We start from the raw sequence: 18,225 nt of genomic DNA on the forward strand, positions 1-18,225 counted from the left end.
GTCGTGTCGTCAAAATGTAATATAAGAAAATTCGAAAACGCTATACTTATTTTATATTTAGCGTAAAATATTTTAATGATACAAGTATATTAAAATTCTTTTTATCTAATTAAAATTTATATTTATTGTTAAAATCTCACTGTTATTATTATGATTGGGGTCTTAAAATGTAGATAATAGGATGATATTTATTAAATCTTATATTGTCTTTGTTTTAACTTGAATTAATTTATTAATTTTATTAATAAAAACAAGTGTAATTTTTTACTATGATATAATTTATTTAACCTGGGGGTGGCATTATTGGATAGTTTTACTGACTTATTTTTATCTAAATCGGAAATAGAAAAAATTCAATTGTTTAATAAGATCAAATTGATCAGAACTACACAATTGGCTAGTGCCGATTTAATCGGTACATATCGCAACCGCAATATTGTTGTGAAGGACATTAATCTTCGTAAGGCTGCTTATCAAATGAATAAGAGCTACGGAAGTGTCTACAATACTTTCTTAGGTATCCAAGAGGACTTCTACGATATCTTGGGTAAGAAGGATTACTCAGTTGAAGAAATGTTTAATGTGACGCGCGACGGTTACCATGCTTATTTAACTACTAAGTCTGATGGTTATCTTTTCTTAGATGCAATCGTTAAGGGAAAAGAATCATCATTCAAACAATTCTATACAGATCTTAATAGTAGTAAAGCTACGGTATTGCGTCACTTGAAACCTGTTAGAAGTTATTTAAAACGCTTTGGTGTCCGGATTGCGTATGAACCTATGCGCTTTGTCGGTGATGAGGAGGCTATTCGTCTCGCAATCGCTGCATTATACTGGAATGCCACAAGAGGATTTGTATGGCCATTTGAGGACTTTACAAAGGAGACTGCCTTTAAGGTAGTTGACATTGCACTCGATAAATATCGTATGAAGCCAACTAATCAAATCACTAAACTATTCTATGCTTATGTAGTTATGTCTCATCTATATCGAATTATTGATGGTAACCATATGCAAAACATGGATGCACTTAATGTGATCAATTATCCGTTCCCTAATATCTTTGAAGGTGCAAGTGCCATGCTTGAAGGTGATACTGGCAGTGCCAAGATCAGAGAATTGAAACGTGCGATCAAAGAAGACGTTAGTTATGAGGAGCAAATGTTCCAATCGGCTGACTTCTATATTCTATTGATGTGTGTTCCAACGACCTTTGAGGTTTCGGATGAATATCTTCAATCAGTTTCCAAACAATTGGTCAGATATAATCCATTATTTGCGAACTTCATCGATGACTTCTTAGAATTGATCCCAATTGATGTTGAACAGACAATTTCAGATATGGCTTTGTCTCACAAAGAATTCTTACGTTACAAATATAATTTAACAACATGTATCATTGGTGTCCTGGCACTTGATCGTAACTATATGGAGATCTTGAATCTTTATTCTGGATTCGGTGACGCTATTAGTAAGATCAATGATGAGAATCTTGAGAGCAAGATCGACTCAACTGTTCAACACTTAATGTTGCGTGACAAGTACAATTCACTTAAAGGGAAGTCAAAAGCTATCTCCGAGGCTATCTATGCCATCGCTTACCGCTTCTTCTCACTATATAATAAGGATATTCAAGTTAAGATCTACTTAGAATTAGAGTCATTCTTCCTTGTCTATTCTGATCTCTCAGTAACGCTTCAATCATTGCCATATGCCAAGATCGTCAGTGATCCTAAGGACGCTGACATAATCGTTATAGCTAATAGTGATAATTTACCTGAGGACCAGATGCAAAAGGATGCCTGTGTCTATCGCTGGATGTATAATGGCGTTGATGGACAAATGGGTGGCCTATTAAATCTTATCTATAAAATCTGGACTGAAGAGAAAGTTTCACAAAATCCGGATCTTTAGTTTCATTATGGTTGCTTTTTTTCTGAAAACATATTATGATGTATCTCGTGCGATGAGTCGAGAGCCGTCGAATTTGGACGGCACTTATTAGGTAGGGTATCAAGCAACACTCGCAGGATTAGTGAGCGATATCTTCAGAAATTGTGTGAACCGATTTCTGGTTACTCATTAGAGTACTACCGTTTAAACCATGGTTGATTATGCCATGGTTTTTTTATTGCTAAAAATATTAAAAAATTTATCGAAGAGGTGAAAAAGATGCGTGCTCAAAGAATTTGGTTATTGATATTGAACATTACTTTTAATATGGTGATGGGATTTATTTTACCGGTCAATACGATTTTTATTCATAAGAACTTACATGAATCATTAACAACTGCTGGATTGGCTTGATGGCTTATTCGGTCTTAATGATGGTCGGAAATGCGATCGGTGGTGTGATGTTTGATCGTTTCTCCAGACGTGGAACTTTGTATATCGGCTACTTGATTGCGATTGTGTCATTGGTCTTCATGTCGTTTCATCATGTATGGCCCACATATGCGTTCATGCTAGTTATTTTAGGATTTGGAATGGGTCTGTCGTATACAGCGATTAATGCTTATACAGCCTTTGTGGCGGAACAAATGGTAGGAGATAGCCGAACTATATTTAATATAATGTATTTGGCTGCGAATGTTGGTATCGCAATTGGTTCAACTGCAGTTGGATTTATATTTAAGCTCAGCATCTTTTTTACTTTCTTTATTCCAGTTTTGTTATTCTTACTATGTATTATTATTTTGATATTTAGAGGAAGTGTCCTTGATCAAACTAATGAGGAAGAACTTGAGAGAGGCTCTCGTCAAAAATACGTTAGTTCTGATGTTGAAGATCCTAAAATTAAGATCGGTGCGAGCAGATTTAAATTTAATTTGATCATCATCTGCTTGTCGATTTTTGTTGTTTGGTTAGGATATTCTCAATGGGACAGCAATATTTCGATCTATATGATCGACAATGGCTTCTCAACACGTCAATTTGGACTTGTCTTCACATTTAATGCTGTATCACTACTCATTATTCAACCAATAATGAATCGTGTTGCATCGAGAGTATTTAAGCTTTTGAAGCACCAGATCTTTGTGGGAACAATCATCATGGGCTTATCATTTACTCTGTTACCAGGTGCCAAAACCTACGCCATGTATATTTTGAGTATGTTGATACTAACAATTGGTGAATCAATCGTCTTCCCAACGATTCCAGCCTTGTTGAGTAAAATGTCAACGAACAAGAATCGTGGAACATTCCAAAGCTTCTATAGTATCTTCGGATCATTAGGCCGTGCTTTGGGACCTTATGTTGGTAGTTTGGTTATTACAGTAATGTCATTTGCGCATCTGTTTATTGCGATTACAATCATGATGATCGTTGTAGCATTTGCTATGGAGAGTGTTAAGGAATTAGATTAGAGAGAGTGGAATAAGGGCGGTAGACCTTGAGCATTGCCTAGGATAACGTGTGTGACACGAAGTGACGCATTCGTTATTCGTAGCAAGCGCAGAGGTTTGCCTTATGGAACTCGTTTAGAGCGTGTCGCAAACAAGCTTTGAAACACAAAGGAGAAAAACAATGACGATTATAATTTCAATCATAATCATAGTGTTACTTCTGGTCGTTCTAATTCTGAACGCTCTTTTTTTATATCTTCAAAAGCGTGGTTCGAAGGCTCTGGGCGGTACTGCACCACAAATAAAGCGTGATCCGGGTCTTGATGAACGAACGGCTGAGTTCTTGAAGTTAAAAAAAGAGACTTGGACGATCAAATCAAAATTCAATGATAATAAATTAGTTGGCTGGTTTACTGAGAATGACTCAGATACAACAGTTATTTTGGTTCATGGCTTCGCAGTTGATCATACGTCACTAGACATTCACGCCCAATTGTTCAATCATCTAGGTTATAATGTCTTGCAGATCGACAATCAAGCTGCTGGTCAGAGTGAAGGTAAGTACATGGGATATGGTTATATTGAGAGTCGTGACTTGCTTGATTGGATCGATGAATTACTAAAGCATCGTGCAAATGATAAAATTATCTTGTTTGGCGCTTCAATGGGAGCAGCTACAGTCATGTTGACATCTGGTGAGTCATTACCGGATAATGTGAGAGCAATCATCGAAGATTCTGGATACACAAGTGTCGAGGATATTCTTAGCTATCACTGTCAGAAGCGCTATAAGATCAAGGGAAGAGTAATGATCAAAGGTGCTTCTATGATCTCAAAGTTCAGGGCAGGATTTTTTTATGGTCAAGCGGACTGTCAAAAGGCGTTGGCCAAAAATCATGTGCCAGTATTATTCATGCATGGAAAAAATGACTTTACGGTTCCCATCGAGATGGAGAAAAAGTTATCCACCTGTGGAAACTTTTCGAGAATGGTCTATGATAGTTTAGGTGTTCATATCAGAAGTTATTATGTTGATTCAATTAAATACCAAAAAACTGTGGAAAACTTTTTAGCACGTTATCTTTAGGAGGAAATTATGAAAATTCAAATCAAGGATTTTATTGAAAAAGTTACTGAAGGAACTTTTAATCAAACTAGTTTAGAGATCAGCAAGGATGATTTATTGCAGGCATCTCCTTGGGCATTGAACAAAGCTAAGGAACAAATGGATAAGGATCTTTCTGAGAACAAATTATCTCAAGTGATGATCCATGTGGTTGATGCAGAATTCCCAATCGATTTTTATGTTGAATCTGGTGTGATCAATTTGCCATTTGATGATGCTAAAAAAGTTACACACTTCTTCGATGACGATGCTGAAGTTGAAACAAAATTCTATCTTTCAACTCGTTGTGATTATTTGAATGCTTCAAAATTTCATATTGATTTAATCTCAGAAAATGAATTAAATGATACAGAAATTACACAAACTATGAGTATAATGAAAAAGAACTATGAAACTTCTGTTGAAAATTTCAACAACAAAGATGAAGATGAGGCAGAAAAGAAAGAAGATTAATTATGAATTCAATGTTGCTACTATTAGTTATGGGAATAGCAGCAGGTTGTCTTGGTGCCATTTTGGGTATTGGTGGAGGGATGATCATCACGCCAGTTTTGACGATTATGATGGGTCTTGATATCAAGTATGCGATCGGTGCCAGTATTATCTCTGTTATTGCTACGAGTTCAGGATCAACTATCGCTTATTTGAAGGACGACATGCTTAATCTGCGTGTAGCGATGTTCTTGGAAATTGCGACGACGATCGGTGCCATTATGGGTGCGTTGCTGGTAGGTGTCTTCTCCAGTACCTTCCTGTATGTTCTATTTGGATTCTTCCTATTGTATTCAACGTATAATATGATCCGTAAGTTGATGGATAAGAAGGGTGAGTCAATTTATACCGGCGATGACAAGATCGTTGCCAAACTTAATCTGGCCAGCACTTATTATGATAAAGCTGAACAAAAACAAGTTGATTACTCAATGAAAAATGTTCCTGGCGGTTTTATCATGATGTGGGCCGCTGGTCTTGCCAGTGGATTATTAGGTATTGGTAGTGGTGCCTTCAAAGTTATCGCTATGGATACGATCATGAAGATGCCACTCAAACCTTCCAGTGCAACTAGTAACTTGATGATGGGTGTTACAGCTGCTGCGAGTGCAACAGTTTACTTCTTTAATGGTTCGATCAGACCGGATATTGCCGGACCTTTGGCAATTGGTGTTTTGATCGGTGCCTTGGTCGGTGCACGTGTCATGCAAGTATTGAAGCCTAGGATTATTAGAATGATTTTTATTCCTATTATCTTATACATGGGAGTACAAATGGTTCTTAAAGGATTTGGGGTGAACTTCTAATGCCTGATAAAAAAACAGATGCTAAATCAATGCATGAGGAAACGCGCCAGGTTGAATTGGTGATCGGTAAGATTCTTCGTATCGGCGTTATAACTTCCGCAATTGTAGTCATGATTGGAATTATCATGTACTTTATCAATGGTGGCGGTGGTTATACTGATGGTTTTCCGAAGCGATTCGCGGATATTTTCGCCGGTATTGCGGCGGGTAAGTCATATGCAGTCATTATGTTGGGAATTTTCCTACTGATCCTAACACCAGTTCTGCGTGTTGTAGTTTCCATTTATGCCTTCTATAAGGAACATGATAATTTATACGTTATTATTACAACTGTTGTTTTAATTATTTTGATATTTGCCATGTTGATGGGATATCGCAGTTGATTAAGAGATCTCGCGAGAGGTCTTTTTTCTTTGGCTAATTTTTGAAGACAAGTACGAACGTCTGTTTTATAATGTTAAGTGATTTGTAATTTGTCCAGAAAGGAGTTCGTTATGGCGACACGTGTTGGTATCAGACAATTAGTTGAATTTGTCTTACGCAAAGGCGACTTGGTTGAGAGTAAGGATAGTCAAAATACGGCTCTGGCTGGGGCAAGAATTCATCGAAAGCTCCAAAGTGGTCGTTCCAGTGACTATGAAAGTGAAGTTTATCTAAAAAAAGTTGTGACAATGAACGGTCAAGATTATGTTATCTCTGGTCGTGCTGATGGTATCGAAACCAAAGACGACGGCTTATTGATCGAAGAGATCAAGACGTCTGACCAAGCGTTTGAAGAAATCTCAGACAATACACACGACCTGTATTGGGGCCAAGTGAAGGTCTATGGATATTTGTTGCTACAAGACAATCCTGATTTTGACGAAGTTACCTTGGAATTGACTTATTTTCAAGTTACCAAAGAAAAAATAACGCGAACTAAGGAAGTCTTCAAGCGAGCTGAGTTAACCAAGTTCTTTAATGATTTGATCAAAGAATATGAATATTGGTTAACATTGCGAGCTGATATGCGACGAGATCGCAATGACTCCATTAAGGAATTACCGTTTCCATTCCCTGAATTTAGAACTGGTCAGCATGAGATGGCCGGTGCGGTTTATAAGGCAATTAGTCTGCAAAAGCGCTTATTCATTGAGGCACCAACGGGAACGGGGAAGACGATATCAACGCTATTTCCAGCGGTCAAAGCGATGGGTGAGGACAAAATCGAACGATTATTTTATTTAACAGCTAAACAAAGCACTCGCCATGTTGCTGAAGAGGCGATTGCTATGATGGCTAAAGATGGTCTGAAGCTTAAGAGTATTACACTCACCGCCAAAGATAAAATTCGTTTTCCTGAAGAACAAGACGTTGCTCCGGAGGATAATCCGTACATGGTCGGTTACTATGATCGGCTAAAGCCAGCATTGAAAGATTTGTTGACACATGAAGAGTTGATAACCAAAACTGTTATCGAAGAATATGCACACAAGCACACAGTTGATCCATTTGAATTTTCGTTAGACACATCGCTATTTTGTGATGTGATTATTTGTGACTACAATTATTTGTTTGATCCACTAGTTTATCTGCAACGGTTCTTTACTGAGCGTAATTTGGAAAACTTCTTCCTGATCGATGAGGTTCACAACTTGGTCAGTCGTTCGCGTGATATGTATTCAGCGACGATCTCTAATGCTGCCATAACGCCGTTATTAAAAAAAGCAAAAACAATTAAGACTCAACCTAGTGAAGATTTACAAAAAGAATTGAAAAAAGTTCGTCGTGGGTTCAAGCGTCTGTCTGATTCATTAGAGGAAGAACAATTGACTGAACAGATGTCGCCAGATCCACCAGAATCACTACTGCGTGTTCTACGAAAGTTCACTGATTTCATAACTGATTGGATGGCACAACAAAAACCGTCAGACTTTCTTACTTCAGTGCAGGATTTCTTTTTTGACTGCTTAACTTTTGTTAAGATCGGTAATCTCTATGATGATAGTTACCAGACTAGGATTGTGATTGAGAATAGAACTGTCACAGTAAAACAATTGTGTCTTGATCCAAGCGACTTCATTGATAAGTCCTTGAATATGGGTGCGGGTGCGATTCTTTTCTCAGCCACATTGTCACCGATGTCGTATTATCAAAACGTCTTAGGTGGCTTGGACAATAGTCTGGCCTATCAATTACCATCACCATTTCCACCCAAACATCAGGCAATCCTGGTGACTCAGTATATCAGAACGACTTATCGTGAAAGGGAGAATAGTGAATCAGCGATAGTTGCGAGTCTATATACGTTGATCAATGCCAAGAAGGGAAATTATTTGTTTTTCTTTCCATCGTATGGTTATTTGCAGCAGATCAAAGAGGCCTTTGAGGCCGTTCATCCAGGCGTTAAGACCACAGTTCAGGCTCCGGCAATGAATAATGAAGAACGAGAGTCTTTTTTAGATCAATTTCAAAAGGATCCTGACGAGACGTTGGTCGGTTTTTGTGTTCTTGGCGGGATCTTTTCTGAAGGAATCGACTTGCGAGGAGACCGGTTGATCGGTGTTGCTATTGTCAGCGTCGGTCTACCGGGACTTAGTCCAGAGAATAATTTGATCAAGGATTATTATGACAAAGAAAATGGCAAGGGCTTTGCCTATGCTTATCAGTTGCCAGGGATGAATAATGTCTTACAAGCTGCCGGTAGATTGATTCGCAGCAGTCATGATACGGGAATAATTTTGTTACTCGATCAGCGCTTCGCCAGTCGCAGGTACACAGAATTGTTCCCACCGCATTGGCAGTACTATCAACGAATTAGAACTCTTGATCAATTGAGTGCAACGATAGATAATTTTTGGAACCAGACGGAGGATACAAATGAAAACAAAGCTGACTCGTAATTTGGAAAGTACCTTGTATCAATATTGTTATGAGCAGGGAGCTTATGTGGTGGAAGAGGTGTCGATGCCAGATAAAAAGGGTATCGTCGATACTTTGAGTTACCAGCAATTACCAAATGGTGAAGTGGAGTGGCGTTGTTATGAATTAAAAGTTACCAAGTCAGATTTTCATTCCAAAGCTAAGTTGTCATTTATTGGTAATTATAATTATTTTGTTCTGCCACAAAAGTTGTATGAAGAAGTCCAAGATGAGATTCCGACACATATCGGGGTGATGATCTATCGAGCCTTTGATAAGAAGGCAATTGATCTGGCACCACAGACACTGCGGACACCGGGATTCTTGACGATTGCTAAAAAGGCTCAATATCAAGATTTGCAAGTGGAAGAAAAGCCGCTCACTGCCCATTTTGTCGCGTCATTGTTCCGTGAAGTTGATAAGGCTAAGCGAGTTGAAAAGGGACTGCAATTATATTCTGATGATCAGTTGTACAAAGAGATGCGTAAACGCGCCAAAAAAGGTTACGATATTTACAAACCAAATCATAATGTCTATGACCGCTTCGTTGATGACATGCAGAGTGATGCTGTGACGGCGTTACAAGAAGAATTGGATGCTCGAAATGCTGAATATCAAGAGTTAAAACTGCAGTTACAAGCTCTGCAACAACCAGACCTGGAGGATAAAATATGATCTATTATCCATACTTACGTGGTCGAATGTATGACTTATTGGCGTTGAAGGAATTGTGTGAGCACGAGCAGTTAGGTACGAATATCATTCCTATAATTGAGCCAGTGAGGGATTCCAAAGAATTGCAGCAGACAGTTCAGACTTTTATTGAGCACCAGCAGCCCTTCAGTGTTATTGCCAATCCTCAGGTTAGCTTGTATGGTTTGAATGGAGAAGCCAAGTTACATCCATTACCTGATTTGTCAGGATTTTTATTTTTTCATCCAAGTGCCATTTTGGCACCAGATTTCAGTAGTGATTTTCTGAAAACATCAAGTAACCAGACTAGTGTTTTGATCGCTAAAAATTATCCTTTACTGAAAGCTTATGAAAACACACGAATATTAAAACAAGTCGATCACGTTTTGATTCCGGAAGAAGCTAGATTACACAAGATCGTCGGAAACAAGGCAGTATCGTTAACCGATCCATTGGCATTTGTTGAGCATGTGGCTGACTATGCGGATTTAGATGATGAATATTTTCAAGCCGCTAATTGGTGGAAGCAAGTCGATAACTATCAAGGCTTCGGTGACTATTCAATGGTCGGCAGTCATTATTTCGACAAGGGGATGCCTTCACGTGCGATTGCATTGCATATTATTTATGTGACGTCTGATGGTAGTTTGCGGATTCATCACTTTGTTTCAGATAGCAACCAGACCATGGGTGGTCAGAAGGATAAGTTCTTTGAAGCATTAAATAAATTAGTGACGTGGGCGCCTGACAACTTAAAAGGGTTGAATGATACGCCAGCACTACGAGAACTACTCAACTATAGTAAGCAAACCAAATTCCCAGGATTGGGAAATGTTAAAAAACTATCATTAATGCATCACTTCCAGTTGATGCATCGATTGTTGGATTTAAGAAATAAGGTGAATTGATTATTGTTACTTACTTTGGGAAACGTCATATATTAACTAATCGCTATATTGTGACGAATGTGAATCGACGACAGGCCATCAATGAGATGAGTGCTTATTTACGAAAGTATTATGACTTGAGTCAAACACTTATGATTATTAGTAATGACAATGGTTCAGGGTATGAACCAAGAGTATTGAGCAGAACTCATCAAGGTCAGCCAGATCAGTGAAAAAACCGAATAAGAGATGACCGAGAAAAACTTGACACTTACCAACTTGTCGGTCTGGCTTGCGCAAAATTTTGTAAGGGGGTATACTTTGCGTGTTCAAAGTTAATCGGCGATGACGTTCGCCACTAAAATTAATTGGTAAATCAATTTGATGACGTCTACTGCACAATTTTTGCGTGCAGTAGGCGCCATCTTTTTTTGGTTCTTTGTCAAATAGTATGGCTCTTTGTCAACGAGTGTTGATGAGGGGAATTTAAGAGGTTCAATTCATTTTCGAATTGGGCCTCTTTTTTGGACCCTGATTTTGAATTCAATTTGTATTCTATAACTGAAGTTGATCCAATTACGGTATCCATAGGCGGTGCGCTTTATCTGTTTAATTTTACGGTTAACACCTTCAATTGGGCCATTTGAGATAGAACACTTTGTCATATTTTCAATAAACCGTATCTTATGAATAAAGGTATGGACGGTCTCTAGAAGTTGAGGACTAACGTTCTCAACTTCACCCAAAGCGTTTTAAGTGTTAAGCTAAGGGTGAGGTGAAGGTTAATGGCAAAATCTGAAATTGAAAAGTTGGATGCAGGTGAGCCTTACTATTTTCTCGATAAGGCGGTCGCTGAACGGAAGGCGCGGGCGGCTGAACTCTGTCAGGAATTCAACAGCATTCCGGCAACTGACCCGGCAGCCCAGACCGCCAAGATCAAAGAAATCCTGGGTAGCCATGGGAAACGCGTCTCGGTTCAGGCCACATTCAATTGCGACAATGGCCGCAACATTCACGTGGGCGAGGACTTTCTGAGTAACTATAATCTGACAATTCTGGACATTGCGCCAGTGACTATCGGTCGCAACGTGATGATTGGCCCCAACGTGGATATCTATACCGTTAATCATCCACTAGTGGCGACCGATCGCCGAAGTTACACGGCTCAGGCCAGTCCGGTAACCATTGGTGATGACGTCTGGATTGGTGGCAAGGTGGCCGTCATGCCCGGTGTCACGATTGGGAGTAATGTGGTTGTCGCTGCCGGGGCGATTGTGACAAAGGATGTGCCGGACAACGTCTTAGTTGGTGGTGTGCCAGCTCAGGTAATCAAACGGCTCTTTGTCAACGAGTGTTGATGAGGGACTTTATGAGGAAACCAATTTATTTTTGAATTGGTTTCCTTTTTTGTTCTGAATTGTAAATTCAGTCCGAATTCGTGTGTAAAAGCACGACCAATTTCTGTAACCGTACGCTGTCCGTTTGATTTGTTTTATCTTCCGATTAACACCCTCAAAAGGACCATTTGAGTAGGTACTTGCTCATCATGTTTTTAATTAGAGACAGATGTTTACGATAGGCTTTAATGGTTGTTTCAAGCTGTGAACTTCTACTTAAGGCTTCGATAAAACGTTGATATTCTCTAGTGTCTGATGAAAAGTGATGCATCGACTTTTTTATTTTACACAAAAATTGGATGCTGATGAATTTCCATCAACACCCAATATTCTAGAGACTTTTTAATTTAGGGACTTATGTATATTTACTAAAGGTTGAAAGTTACAAAAACAGATCACATGCCTTGATATAAAAGGCTTGCGGAGTCAAATGTTAGTATTTTCAGATTTATTGAGCATTACCAAGTAGCCGGGTTAGGCTACTTGGTAATGCTTTTTTAAATCCATCGAAAATGTTATCAAGCACTTCGGCCATCATTTCAAAACGTTCACCTAGACCAGTTATAGTTTTTAATAACCATTCTAAGACCATCCATAATCATAGAATAAATCACCTAGGGTACGTTCATCTGGTTTTAAGCTCAATTTTGAAAAATGATGAATATTGGTAGTATTACATTGTATAGCAGACATAGGCATGACACTCCTCTGTACATTATTAACTTTTAACCGTTAGTTGACGATATCAAACCAGTCACCTGAATTTTGTATCATCCCCCAAAGTTTATCTGGTAATTTCATATTATCTAATTGAGAGACATGCAGCTGTTGTTCAATATCTGCCGTTTCTCCTGACTTAACTTTTTCAGCCCAATCGGGGTTCATTATTAATCCATGTGCAATTGCAGCAAGGTCCAGGCCATCGTCCAATGCTTCTTCAGCCTGATCTGGTGTATCCAAAGAACCAGCTGAAATTAATGGAATACGATGATTAATGTATTTAACTAACGTTTCAAGATAGGTAGCATCCTCATCTGAATTCCCAATCGGCTTAGAAGTCAACACGCTATTTAATGTTACATGAACATAATCGATATCTTTCTTAATCAATTCATCAATCAAAGCTAACGAATCATGTAGACGCAAGCCGCCATCAAGATGTTCTTCAAGCGTAATACGATAGCCTAAGACAAAAGGTTTCTTAGCATAAAGTGCAATTGTCGATTTTATTTCGTCAACAACAGCTAGGGCGAAGCGCATTCTATTTTCAAGCGAACCACCCCATTGGTCGTGTCTCTTGTTATAGTATGGTGAGAGAAAATTTTGGAAAAGAAAACCAAAAGCCCCATGTAATTCAACACCATCGAATCCGGCAACAATTGCTCTTCTAGTGGTATCGCCAAATGCTTTAATAATCTCCAAAATTTCTTTCTCAGTTAAAGATCGGGGACTAAAAGCCTCAACAAAGGTACTTTCTTTTGTTAAAACTGGACTAGCACTAACGATGTCTTTTGGATCTACTAAATTTGTGTTAGTCTTATTTCCTGCATGTAGTATTTGTAAAATTGCTTTAGCCCCACCACTCTTAGCAGCATCTGCCAAACGTGCAAGGCTCGGAATAAACTTGTCATCATAACCGGCAAACTGATCACTGAAACCAATAGCATTTGGTGCAACTGAAGTCGATCTAGTAATTACCATCCCCATTCCGTTAACTCGACGACGATAATATACCATCTCTTGATCAGAAACCGTACCATCAGCGTTTCCAGACCACGTAGTCATGGGTGCCATAACCATATGATTCTTAAGGGTAAGCCCATTTTTAAAACTAAAGGGAGCAAGAGTTTTCTTATATTGTGTTGTCATATATATCTTCTTTCATGATTGAGTATCTTTTCGAAATCTTAAATCTATTTATTTTTGTTTATGAACTTGAAATTTATCCATCTTCCACAGTTCATCAACATGATCAGCATCCATTTCACCACTTTTGAATTTGGCAATATGATCCTCAAAGGTATCAATTTTATATTCCAGTAAGTTTCGAGTTCGTTTCATTTCAGCAGACTTTTGATTTAATTTCTCGAGCTGTTCCTGTAGAATAGCCTTTTGAGCTGGCTCGTTTTCTCCACTTTGATTTAACTTCGCAAATTCAATTAAGGCTTCCATAGATAGTCCAGCGTCTTTTAAACATTTCACTAAAAATAACCAATCCAAATCTACGGGGCGATAATCACGGTACCCATTCTTATCACGCTTGATTGGTGGAATCACACCAATTCGTTCATAGTAACGTAAAGTGTCGGATGAAAAGCCAATTAATTTTGAAACATCTTTTCTATTAATGAAACTCACCTGCTTTCTTAATTGATAAAGATATCATAAACCCTGCACCTAACTCCTTAGCAAGAGAAAATTTAAATTTTATTATTATTCTTCTAAAGGTTGAAAGTTGAATATTACATAATAACCCCGGAATGACGGGGTTTTATTGTATAAAAATAGACATGAACTTACTCATATCCTTATAATTAAGTCGCCAAAACTAATATATAAAGGAGTATTCATGTCTATGACTATTTTACAACATTCAAAAAATGGTCTAGTTGATAATTTTGAAATGGATTCCTCAGTATTGAAAAAAGACTGTTTTTTCCACTACAACTCAAGTGGCTCATGAGTTGTAGTCTATTTTGGTGCTTTCAACTTTTAGTTATTGAACGTAAAGAATAAGGTATCGCCAGCGGCGATACCTTATTTGCTTACTTTAATTTTTTGATTTTGTTGAATAAATCGCCACCATTATCAGGAGCAGCGGAGTCATTGTTCAACCCGATATCGTAATCGGAATCTTTCATAGCTTCAACTTGTCCCATCAAGTAGCCATTACCAACTTGTGAGAAGAAGTCATGGTTAGTTGTTCCGGTTGAAATACCATTCATAACAATTGGATTAACGTCTTCAGCGTTGCCATCAGGGAATAGCGGTGATTGTCCCAAGTTCATCAAGGCTTTGTTGGCGTTATAACGTAGGAAGACCATTACTTCTTCAGTCCAGTTAGTACCCTTGTACAATTCGTTAGTGTACTTTTCTTCATTGCCATATAGTTCATATAACAAGTTGTACATCCAGTCTTGCATCTTTTCTTTTTCAGCATCAGATAGTTCTTCGAATCCTAATTGGAATTTGTATCCAATATAAGTTCCGTGAACTGATTCGTCACGAATGATCAACTTGATGATTTCAGCGACATTAGCTAGTTTGTTGTTACCTAGATAATAAAGTGGTGTGTAAAAACCTGAGTAGAATAAGAAACTTTCGAGGAAGACACTGGCAACTTTCTTTTGGAGTGGTGTGCCGTTTTGGTAAATATTATTGATGATCTCGGCTTTATTTTGTAGAAATTCATTGTGATCAGTCCAGTCGAAGATCTCTTCGATCTCTTCAGCAGAATTCAAGGTACTGAAGATTGAGGAGTAACTCTTGGCGTGAACAGATTCCATAAATTGAATGTTGTTGAAGACGGCTGTTTCAGCTTGAGTACGAGTATCCTTCAACATAGCTTCGATACCATCTTGTGATTGTAACGTATCAAGCAGTGTCAAGCCACCGAAGACGTGTCCAACAACAGTTTGTTCGATGTCGCTGAGTGTTCTCCAGTCGTCCATATCGTTTGATAGTGGAATACGAGTATCTAACCAAAATTGCGAAGTTAGTTTTTCCCAAGTAGCCTTGTCGACTACATCTTCAAGTTTGTTCCAGTTCATGGCTTTATAGTACGTGTCAACCATTGTTAAATCCTCCTAAATTGAGCAGCTTTCGCATTCGTTGCTTCCAATTTCATCGTTATTTTCGGTAAATGTACGGACATAGTATAGTGACTTGATACCCTTGTAGTAGGCATAGTTACGCAAGATACTGAGATCACGCGTCGTTTGCTTAGGTTCAGTCTTCCATTCATAGAGACCTTCAGGGATGACCGAGCGGACGAATAATGTCAAACTCATACCTTGATCGACGAATCTTTGAGCTGAAGCGTAGATATCAATAACTTTACGCATGTCAGTATCATAAGCTGACTTGTAGTAACCGATCGTGTCATTACTTAGTAGTGGAGCAGGGAAGTATAACTTACCGTTCTTCTTCTCTTGACGTTCCTCCACTAGTCTAGTGATAGGTTGTAAACTGGCACTAGTATTGTTGACGTATGAGATCGAGCCGTTAGGAGCAACAGCTAGACGGTAGGCATTATATAAGCCGTCACGTTGTACATCGGCTTTAAGATTAGCCCAGTCGTTTTGGTCAGGAATCTTGATCCCAGCGAATAATTCTTTAACCAGGTCAGACTTAGGTGCGAAGTCTTCAGTTAAATATTTGTCAAAGTATGATCCGTCAGCATAGGCTGACTTGTCGAAATTAGCGAAAGTCTCACTTCTTTCTTTGGCAATGTGGTTACTCTCAACTAATGTCCAGTAATTAAGAAGCATGAAGTAAACACCGATGAATTCGATTGATTCAGGTGAACCATATTCGATGTGGTGCTTAGCAAGGTAGGTGTGAAGTCCCATGGCACCGAGGCCAACAGAATGACTCATTGTATTACCGTGAGCAACTGAAGGCACAGCGGTGATATTAGAAGCATCACTGACGAATGTCAATGCACGAAGCATTGAACGGATCGACTTACCGAAGTCAGGACTTTCCATCATATTCAAGATGTTAGTTGAACCAAGATTACAACTAACGTCAGTTCCTAGTTGGGTATATTCTTGAGCATCATTTAGTTCTGAAGGAATCTGGACTTGTTGAATCTCAGTACACAAGTTACTCATGATGATCTTACCGTCGATCGGATTGTCACGGTTAACGGTGTCGATATTTAGAACGTAAGGATAACCAGATTCTTGTTGTAGTTTACTGATTTCGTCTTCTAGTTCACGCGCGTTGATCTTATATTTTTTGATACGATCGTCAGCGACCATGTTGTCGTATTCTTTGGTGATGTCGACATATGAGAATGGCACGCCATAAACGCGTTCGACTGAATAAGGGCTGAATAAGTACATGTCGGCATCATTTCTGATCAATTCATAATACTTGTCAGGGACGATAACACCAAGTGAAAGAGTTTTAACACGAACTTTTTCATCCGCATTTTCTTTTTTGGCAGATAAGAAATCAATAATGTCAGGATGGAAGACATTCAAGTAAACCGCACCGGCACCTTGACGTTGGCCTAATTGATTACTGTAACTGAAACTGTCCTCAAGTAACTTCATAACTGGCAAGACACCAGATGAAGAATTATCGATACCTTTGATCGGCGAACCTGATTCACGCAAGTTGGATAGAGTAATACCAACACCACCACCGATACGGGATAGTTGCAAGGCGGAGTTGATCGTCCGACCGATACTATTCATATCATCAGTTATTTGTAATAAGAAGCAGGAGACATATTCACCACGACGCTTACGACCAGCATTCAAGAATGATGGTGTAGCAGGTTGATAACGTTGCATGATCATTTCATTAGCTAAAGTTGTCGCTTGTTCTTGATCACCATTAGCGAATAACAAGGCATTGAATAAGATACGCATCTCGTAGTTTTCGAGGTACATGTCACCGTCATTAGTCTTGATAACGTATTGGTTGAAGAACTTATAAGCAGCCATGAATGACTTGAATTGGAAGTTCTGATCTAATAATGACTGGTAAAGTTGATCGATGAATTCGAATGGATATTTATCAATAACTTCTTTTTCGATGTAGTCATTGTCAATCAAATAGTCGATGTGGTCTTTGAATGAATCGAACTTCATAGTATTTGGTTCGACATTTTCAGCGAAGAAAGCTTTGACAGCTTCTTGATCTTTATTCAACGGAATTTTACCGTCAACTGGAATATTGATTTCGTTATTTAGCTTGAAGTAACTTACTTTAGTTACATCTAGATTATTTAGTCCCAAAGTTATTCACTACTTTCTTGAAGTTTTCTACGTCTTTGTTGGTACCATTGAATTCAAACTCGAAGACAACCGGAACATCTAGTCCATGGGCGATGTCTCTGGCTGTGTGGTTGTAAAGAGAATTGAAGTTACGATTCCCGCCACCAGCGAGGCCAACACAGTTCTTGGCATTGTCTTTGTACTGTAAGAAATCAACGACTGGATCCATCATATCATCGTCGTATGCCGGAACGATGAGAATAAAAGACCGACCCATTTTGTGAAAAGGATCGGCATCAGATATTTCATATCCATTTAGACCGGTCTTGTTGACGAAGCGTCGCGTTTGGCCGGTAATTGAGTAATAGGCTATTTCGACCATCAGTTGGCGAGTTCTTTCAAACTGTCTGGACGGAAACCGACGATAGGGTCACTATTTTCGGGCATAACTACGGGCACACTTTGGAAGCCTTGTTCTTTTAACATATCAAGGTATTTTGGTTCTTGATTAATGTTGTGTTCTTCAAAGTTGATGTTATGTTCTTTTAAGTATCTCTTTGTCATTTTGCATTGCATGCAGTTGTTTTTGCTATATACGATTACGTTGTTCATAATATTTCGC

General features: G+C 38.6%; 18 protein-coding genes, 3 pseudogenes and 1 riboswitch. Of the genes and pseudogenes, 12 read left to right on the forward strand and 9 right to left on the reverse strand.

The window, feature by feature from the left end; translation table 11 throughout:
• The first annotated feature begins 294 nt into the window (after window positions 1-294).
• From JCM14932_RS01395 to JCM14932_RS01440, 11 genes are all read left to right on the forward strand, one after another.
• Window positions 295-1,917 carry a helix-turn-helix domain-containing protein gene (locus JCM14932_RS01395; RefSeq protein WP_235700491.1) on the forward strand — a complete coding sequence of 541 codons (1,623 nt, stop codon included), beginning with the start codon at window positions 295-297 and terminating at the stop codon, window positions 1,915-1,917.
• 258 nt (window positions 1,918-2,175) lie between these two features.
• Window positions 2,176-2,310: a hypothetical protein gene (locus JCM14932_RS17370; RefSeq protein ID WP_268870356.1), complete on the forward strand. Its 135-nt coding sequence runs from the start codon at window positions 2,176-2,178 to the stop codon at window positions 2,308-2,310.
• A complete protein-coding gene (locus JCM14932_RS14160) occupies window positions 2,310-3,371 on the forward strand; it encodes an MFS transporter (protein ID WP_235700492.1) in 1,062 nt (353 codons plus the stop codon). The genes JCM14932_RS17370 and JCM14932_RS14160 overlap by 1 nt, the downstream gene beginning before the upstream one ends.
• 160 nt (window positions 3,372-3,531) lie before the next feature.
• Window positions 3,532-4,437 carry an alpha/beta hydrolase gene (locus tag JCM14932_RS01405; protein ID WP_025023280.1) on the forward strand — a complete coding sequence of 302 codons (906 nt, stop codon included), beginning with the start codon at window positions 3,532-3,534 and terminating at the stop codon, window positions 4,435-4,437.
• 9 nt (window positions 4,438-4,446) lie between these two features.
• Window positions 4,447-4,929: a hypothetical protein gene (locus JCM14932_RS01410; RefSeq protein WP_025023281.1), complete on the forward strand. Its 483-nt coding sequence runs from the start codon at window positions 4,447-4,449 to the stop codon at window positions 4,927-4,929.
• Window positions 4,930-4,931: 2 nt separating this feature from the next.
• A complete protein-coding gene (locus tag JCM14932_RS01415) occupies window positions 4,932-5,774 on the forward strand; it encodes a sulfite exporter TauE/SafE family protein (protein WP_155832051.1) in 843 nt (280 codons plus the stop codon).
• Window positions 5,774-6,157 (forward strand): DUF1634 domain-containing protein, encoded by a 384-nt coding sequence (locus tag JCM14932_RS01420; RefSeq protein WP_025023283.1) that lies wholly within the window; start codon window positions 5,774-5,776, stop codon window positions 6,155-6,157. Before JCM14932_RS01415 ends, JCM14932_RS01420 begins: the two co-directional genes overlap by 1 nt.
• 111 nt (window positions 6,158-6,268) lie before the next feature.
• Complete coding sequence (locus tag JCM14932_RS01425) at window positions 6,269-8,656, forward strand: ATP-dependent DNA helicase (RefSeq protein ID WP_025023284.1); 2,388 nt, start codon at window positions 6,269-6,271, stop codon at window positions 8,654-8,656.
• On the forward strand, window positions 8,634-9,350 hold the full coding sequence (locus JCM14932_RS01430) for a hypothetical protein (protein WP_025023285.1): 717 nt from the start codon (window positions 8,634-8,636) through the stop codon (window positions 9,348-9,350). Before JCM14932_RS01425 ends, JCM14932_RS01430 begins: the two co-directional genes overlap by 23 nt.
• Complete coding sequence (locus tag JCM14932_RS01435; RefSeq protein ID WP_025023286.1) at window positions 9,347-10,276, forward strand: sce7725 family protein; 930 nt, start codon at window positions 9,347-9,349, stop codon at window positions 10,274-10,276. The genes JCM14932_RS01430 and JCM14932_RS01435 overlap by 4 nt, the downstream gene beginning before the upstream one ends.
• Entirely contained in the window at window positions 10,273-10,488 is a 216-nt protein-coding gene (locus tag JCM14932_RS01440) for a hypothetical protein (protein WP_025023287.1), read from the forward strand. The genes JCM14932_RS01435 and JCM14932_RS01440 overlap by 4 nt, the downstream gene beginning before the upstream one ends.
• A 99-nt stretch (window positions 10,489-10,587) precedes the next feature.
• Window positions 10,588-10,656, forward strand: a riboswitch (Fluoride riboswitch).
• Between the two features lie 99 nt (window positions 10,657-10,755).
• Here JCM14932_RS01440 and JCM14932_RS16220 read toward each other — a convergent pair.
• Window positions 10,756-10,917: pseudogene (locus JCM14932_RS16220) on the reverse strand (transposase); the annotation flags it as partial.
• Window positions 10,918-11,040: 123 nt separating this feature from the next.
• Here JCM14932_RS16220 and JCM14932_RS01445 point away from each other — a divergent pair.
• Window positions 11,041-11,613: a sugar O-acetyltransferase gene (locus JCM14932_RS01445; RefSeq protein ID WP_025023288.1), complete on the forward strand. Its 573-nt coding sequence runs from the start codon at window positions 11,041-11,043 to the stop codon at window positions 11,611-11,613.
• Window positions 11,614-11,622: 9 nt separating this feature from the next.
• Here JCM14932_RS01445 and JCM14932_RS16870 read toward each other — a convergent pair.
• The 8 genes and pseudogenes from JCM14932_RS16870 to nrdH all read right to left on the reverse strand — a co-directional run.
• A pseudogene (locus JCM14932_RS16870) lies at window positions 11,623-11,794 on the reverse strand (transposase); the annotation flags it as partial.
• A 306-nt stretch (window positions 11,795-12,100) separates the two neighbouring features.
• A pseudogene (locus JCM14932_RS17715) lies at window positions 12,101-12,282 on the reverse strand (IS4 family transposase); the annotation flags it as partial.
• Between the two features lie 102 nt (window positions 12,283-12,384).
• On the reverse strand, window positions 12,385-13,521 hold the full coding sequence (locus JCM14932_RS01455) for an NADH-dependent flavin oxidoreductase (protein ID WP_025023289.1): 1,137 nt from the start codon (window positions 13,519-13,521) through the stop codon (window positions 12,385-12,387).
• Window positions 13,522-13,569: 48 nt separating this feature from the next.
• On the reverse strand, window positions 13,570-14,001 hold the full coding sequence (locus JCM14932_RS01460; protein ID WP_025023290.1) for a MerR family transcriptional regulator: 432 nt from the start codon (window positions 13,999-14,001) through the stop codon (window positions 13,570-13,572).
• Window positions 14,002-14,417: 416 nt separating this feature from the next.
• Window positions 14,418-15,446: a class 1b ribonucleoside-diphosphate reductase subunit beta gene (gene nrdF, locus JCM14932_RS01465; RefSeq protein WP_025023291.1), complete on the reverse strand. Its 1,029-nt coding sequence runs from the start codon at window positions 15,444-15,446 to the stop codon at window positions 14,418-14,420.
• Window positions 15,447-15,458: 12 nt separating this feature from the next.
• Window positions 15,459-17,624: a class 1b ribonucleoside-diphosphate reductase subunit alpha gene (gene nrdE / locus JCM14932_RS14165; RefSeq protein WP_034542363.1), complete on the reverse strand. Its 2,166-nt coding sequence runs from the start codon at window positions 17,622-17,624 to the stop codon at window positions 15,459-15,461.
• Window positions 17,611-17,985 (reverse strand): class Ib ribonucleoside-diphosphate reductase assembly flavoprotein NrdI, encoded by a 375-nt coding sequence (gene nrdI / locus JCM14932_RS01480; RefSeq protein ID WP_025023292.1) that lies wholly within the window; start codon window positions 17,983-17,985, stop codon window positions 17,611-17,613. The genes nrdE and nrdI overlap by 14 nt, the downstream gene beginning before the upstream one ends.
• On the reverse strand, window positions 17,985-18,215 hold the full coding sequence (gene nrdH, locus JCM14932_RS01485; protein ID WP_025023293.1) for a glutaredoxin-like protein NrdH: 231 nt from the start codon (window positions 18,213-18,215) through the stop codon (window positions 17,985-17,987). The genes nrdI and nrdH overlap by 1 nt, the downstream gene beginning before the upstream one ends.
• Between the last annotated feature and the right edge of the window lie 10 nt (window positions 18,216-18,225).

This window comes from Companilactobacillus nodensis DSM 19682 = JCM 14932 = NBRC 107160 (genome assembly GCF_000615905.1).
GTDB lineage: Bacteria > Bacillota > Bacilli > Lactobacillales > Lactobacillaceae > Companilactobacillus > Companilactobacillus nodensis.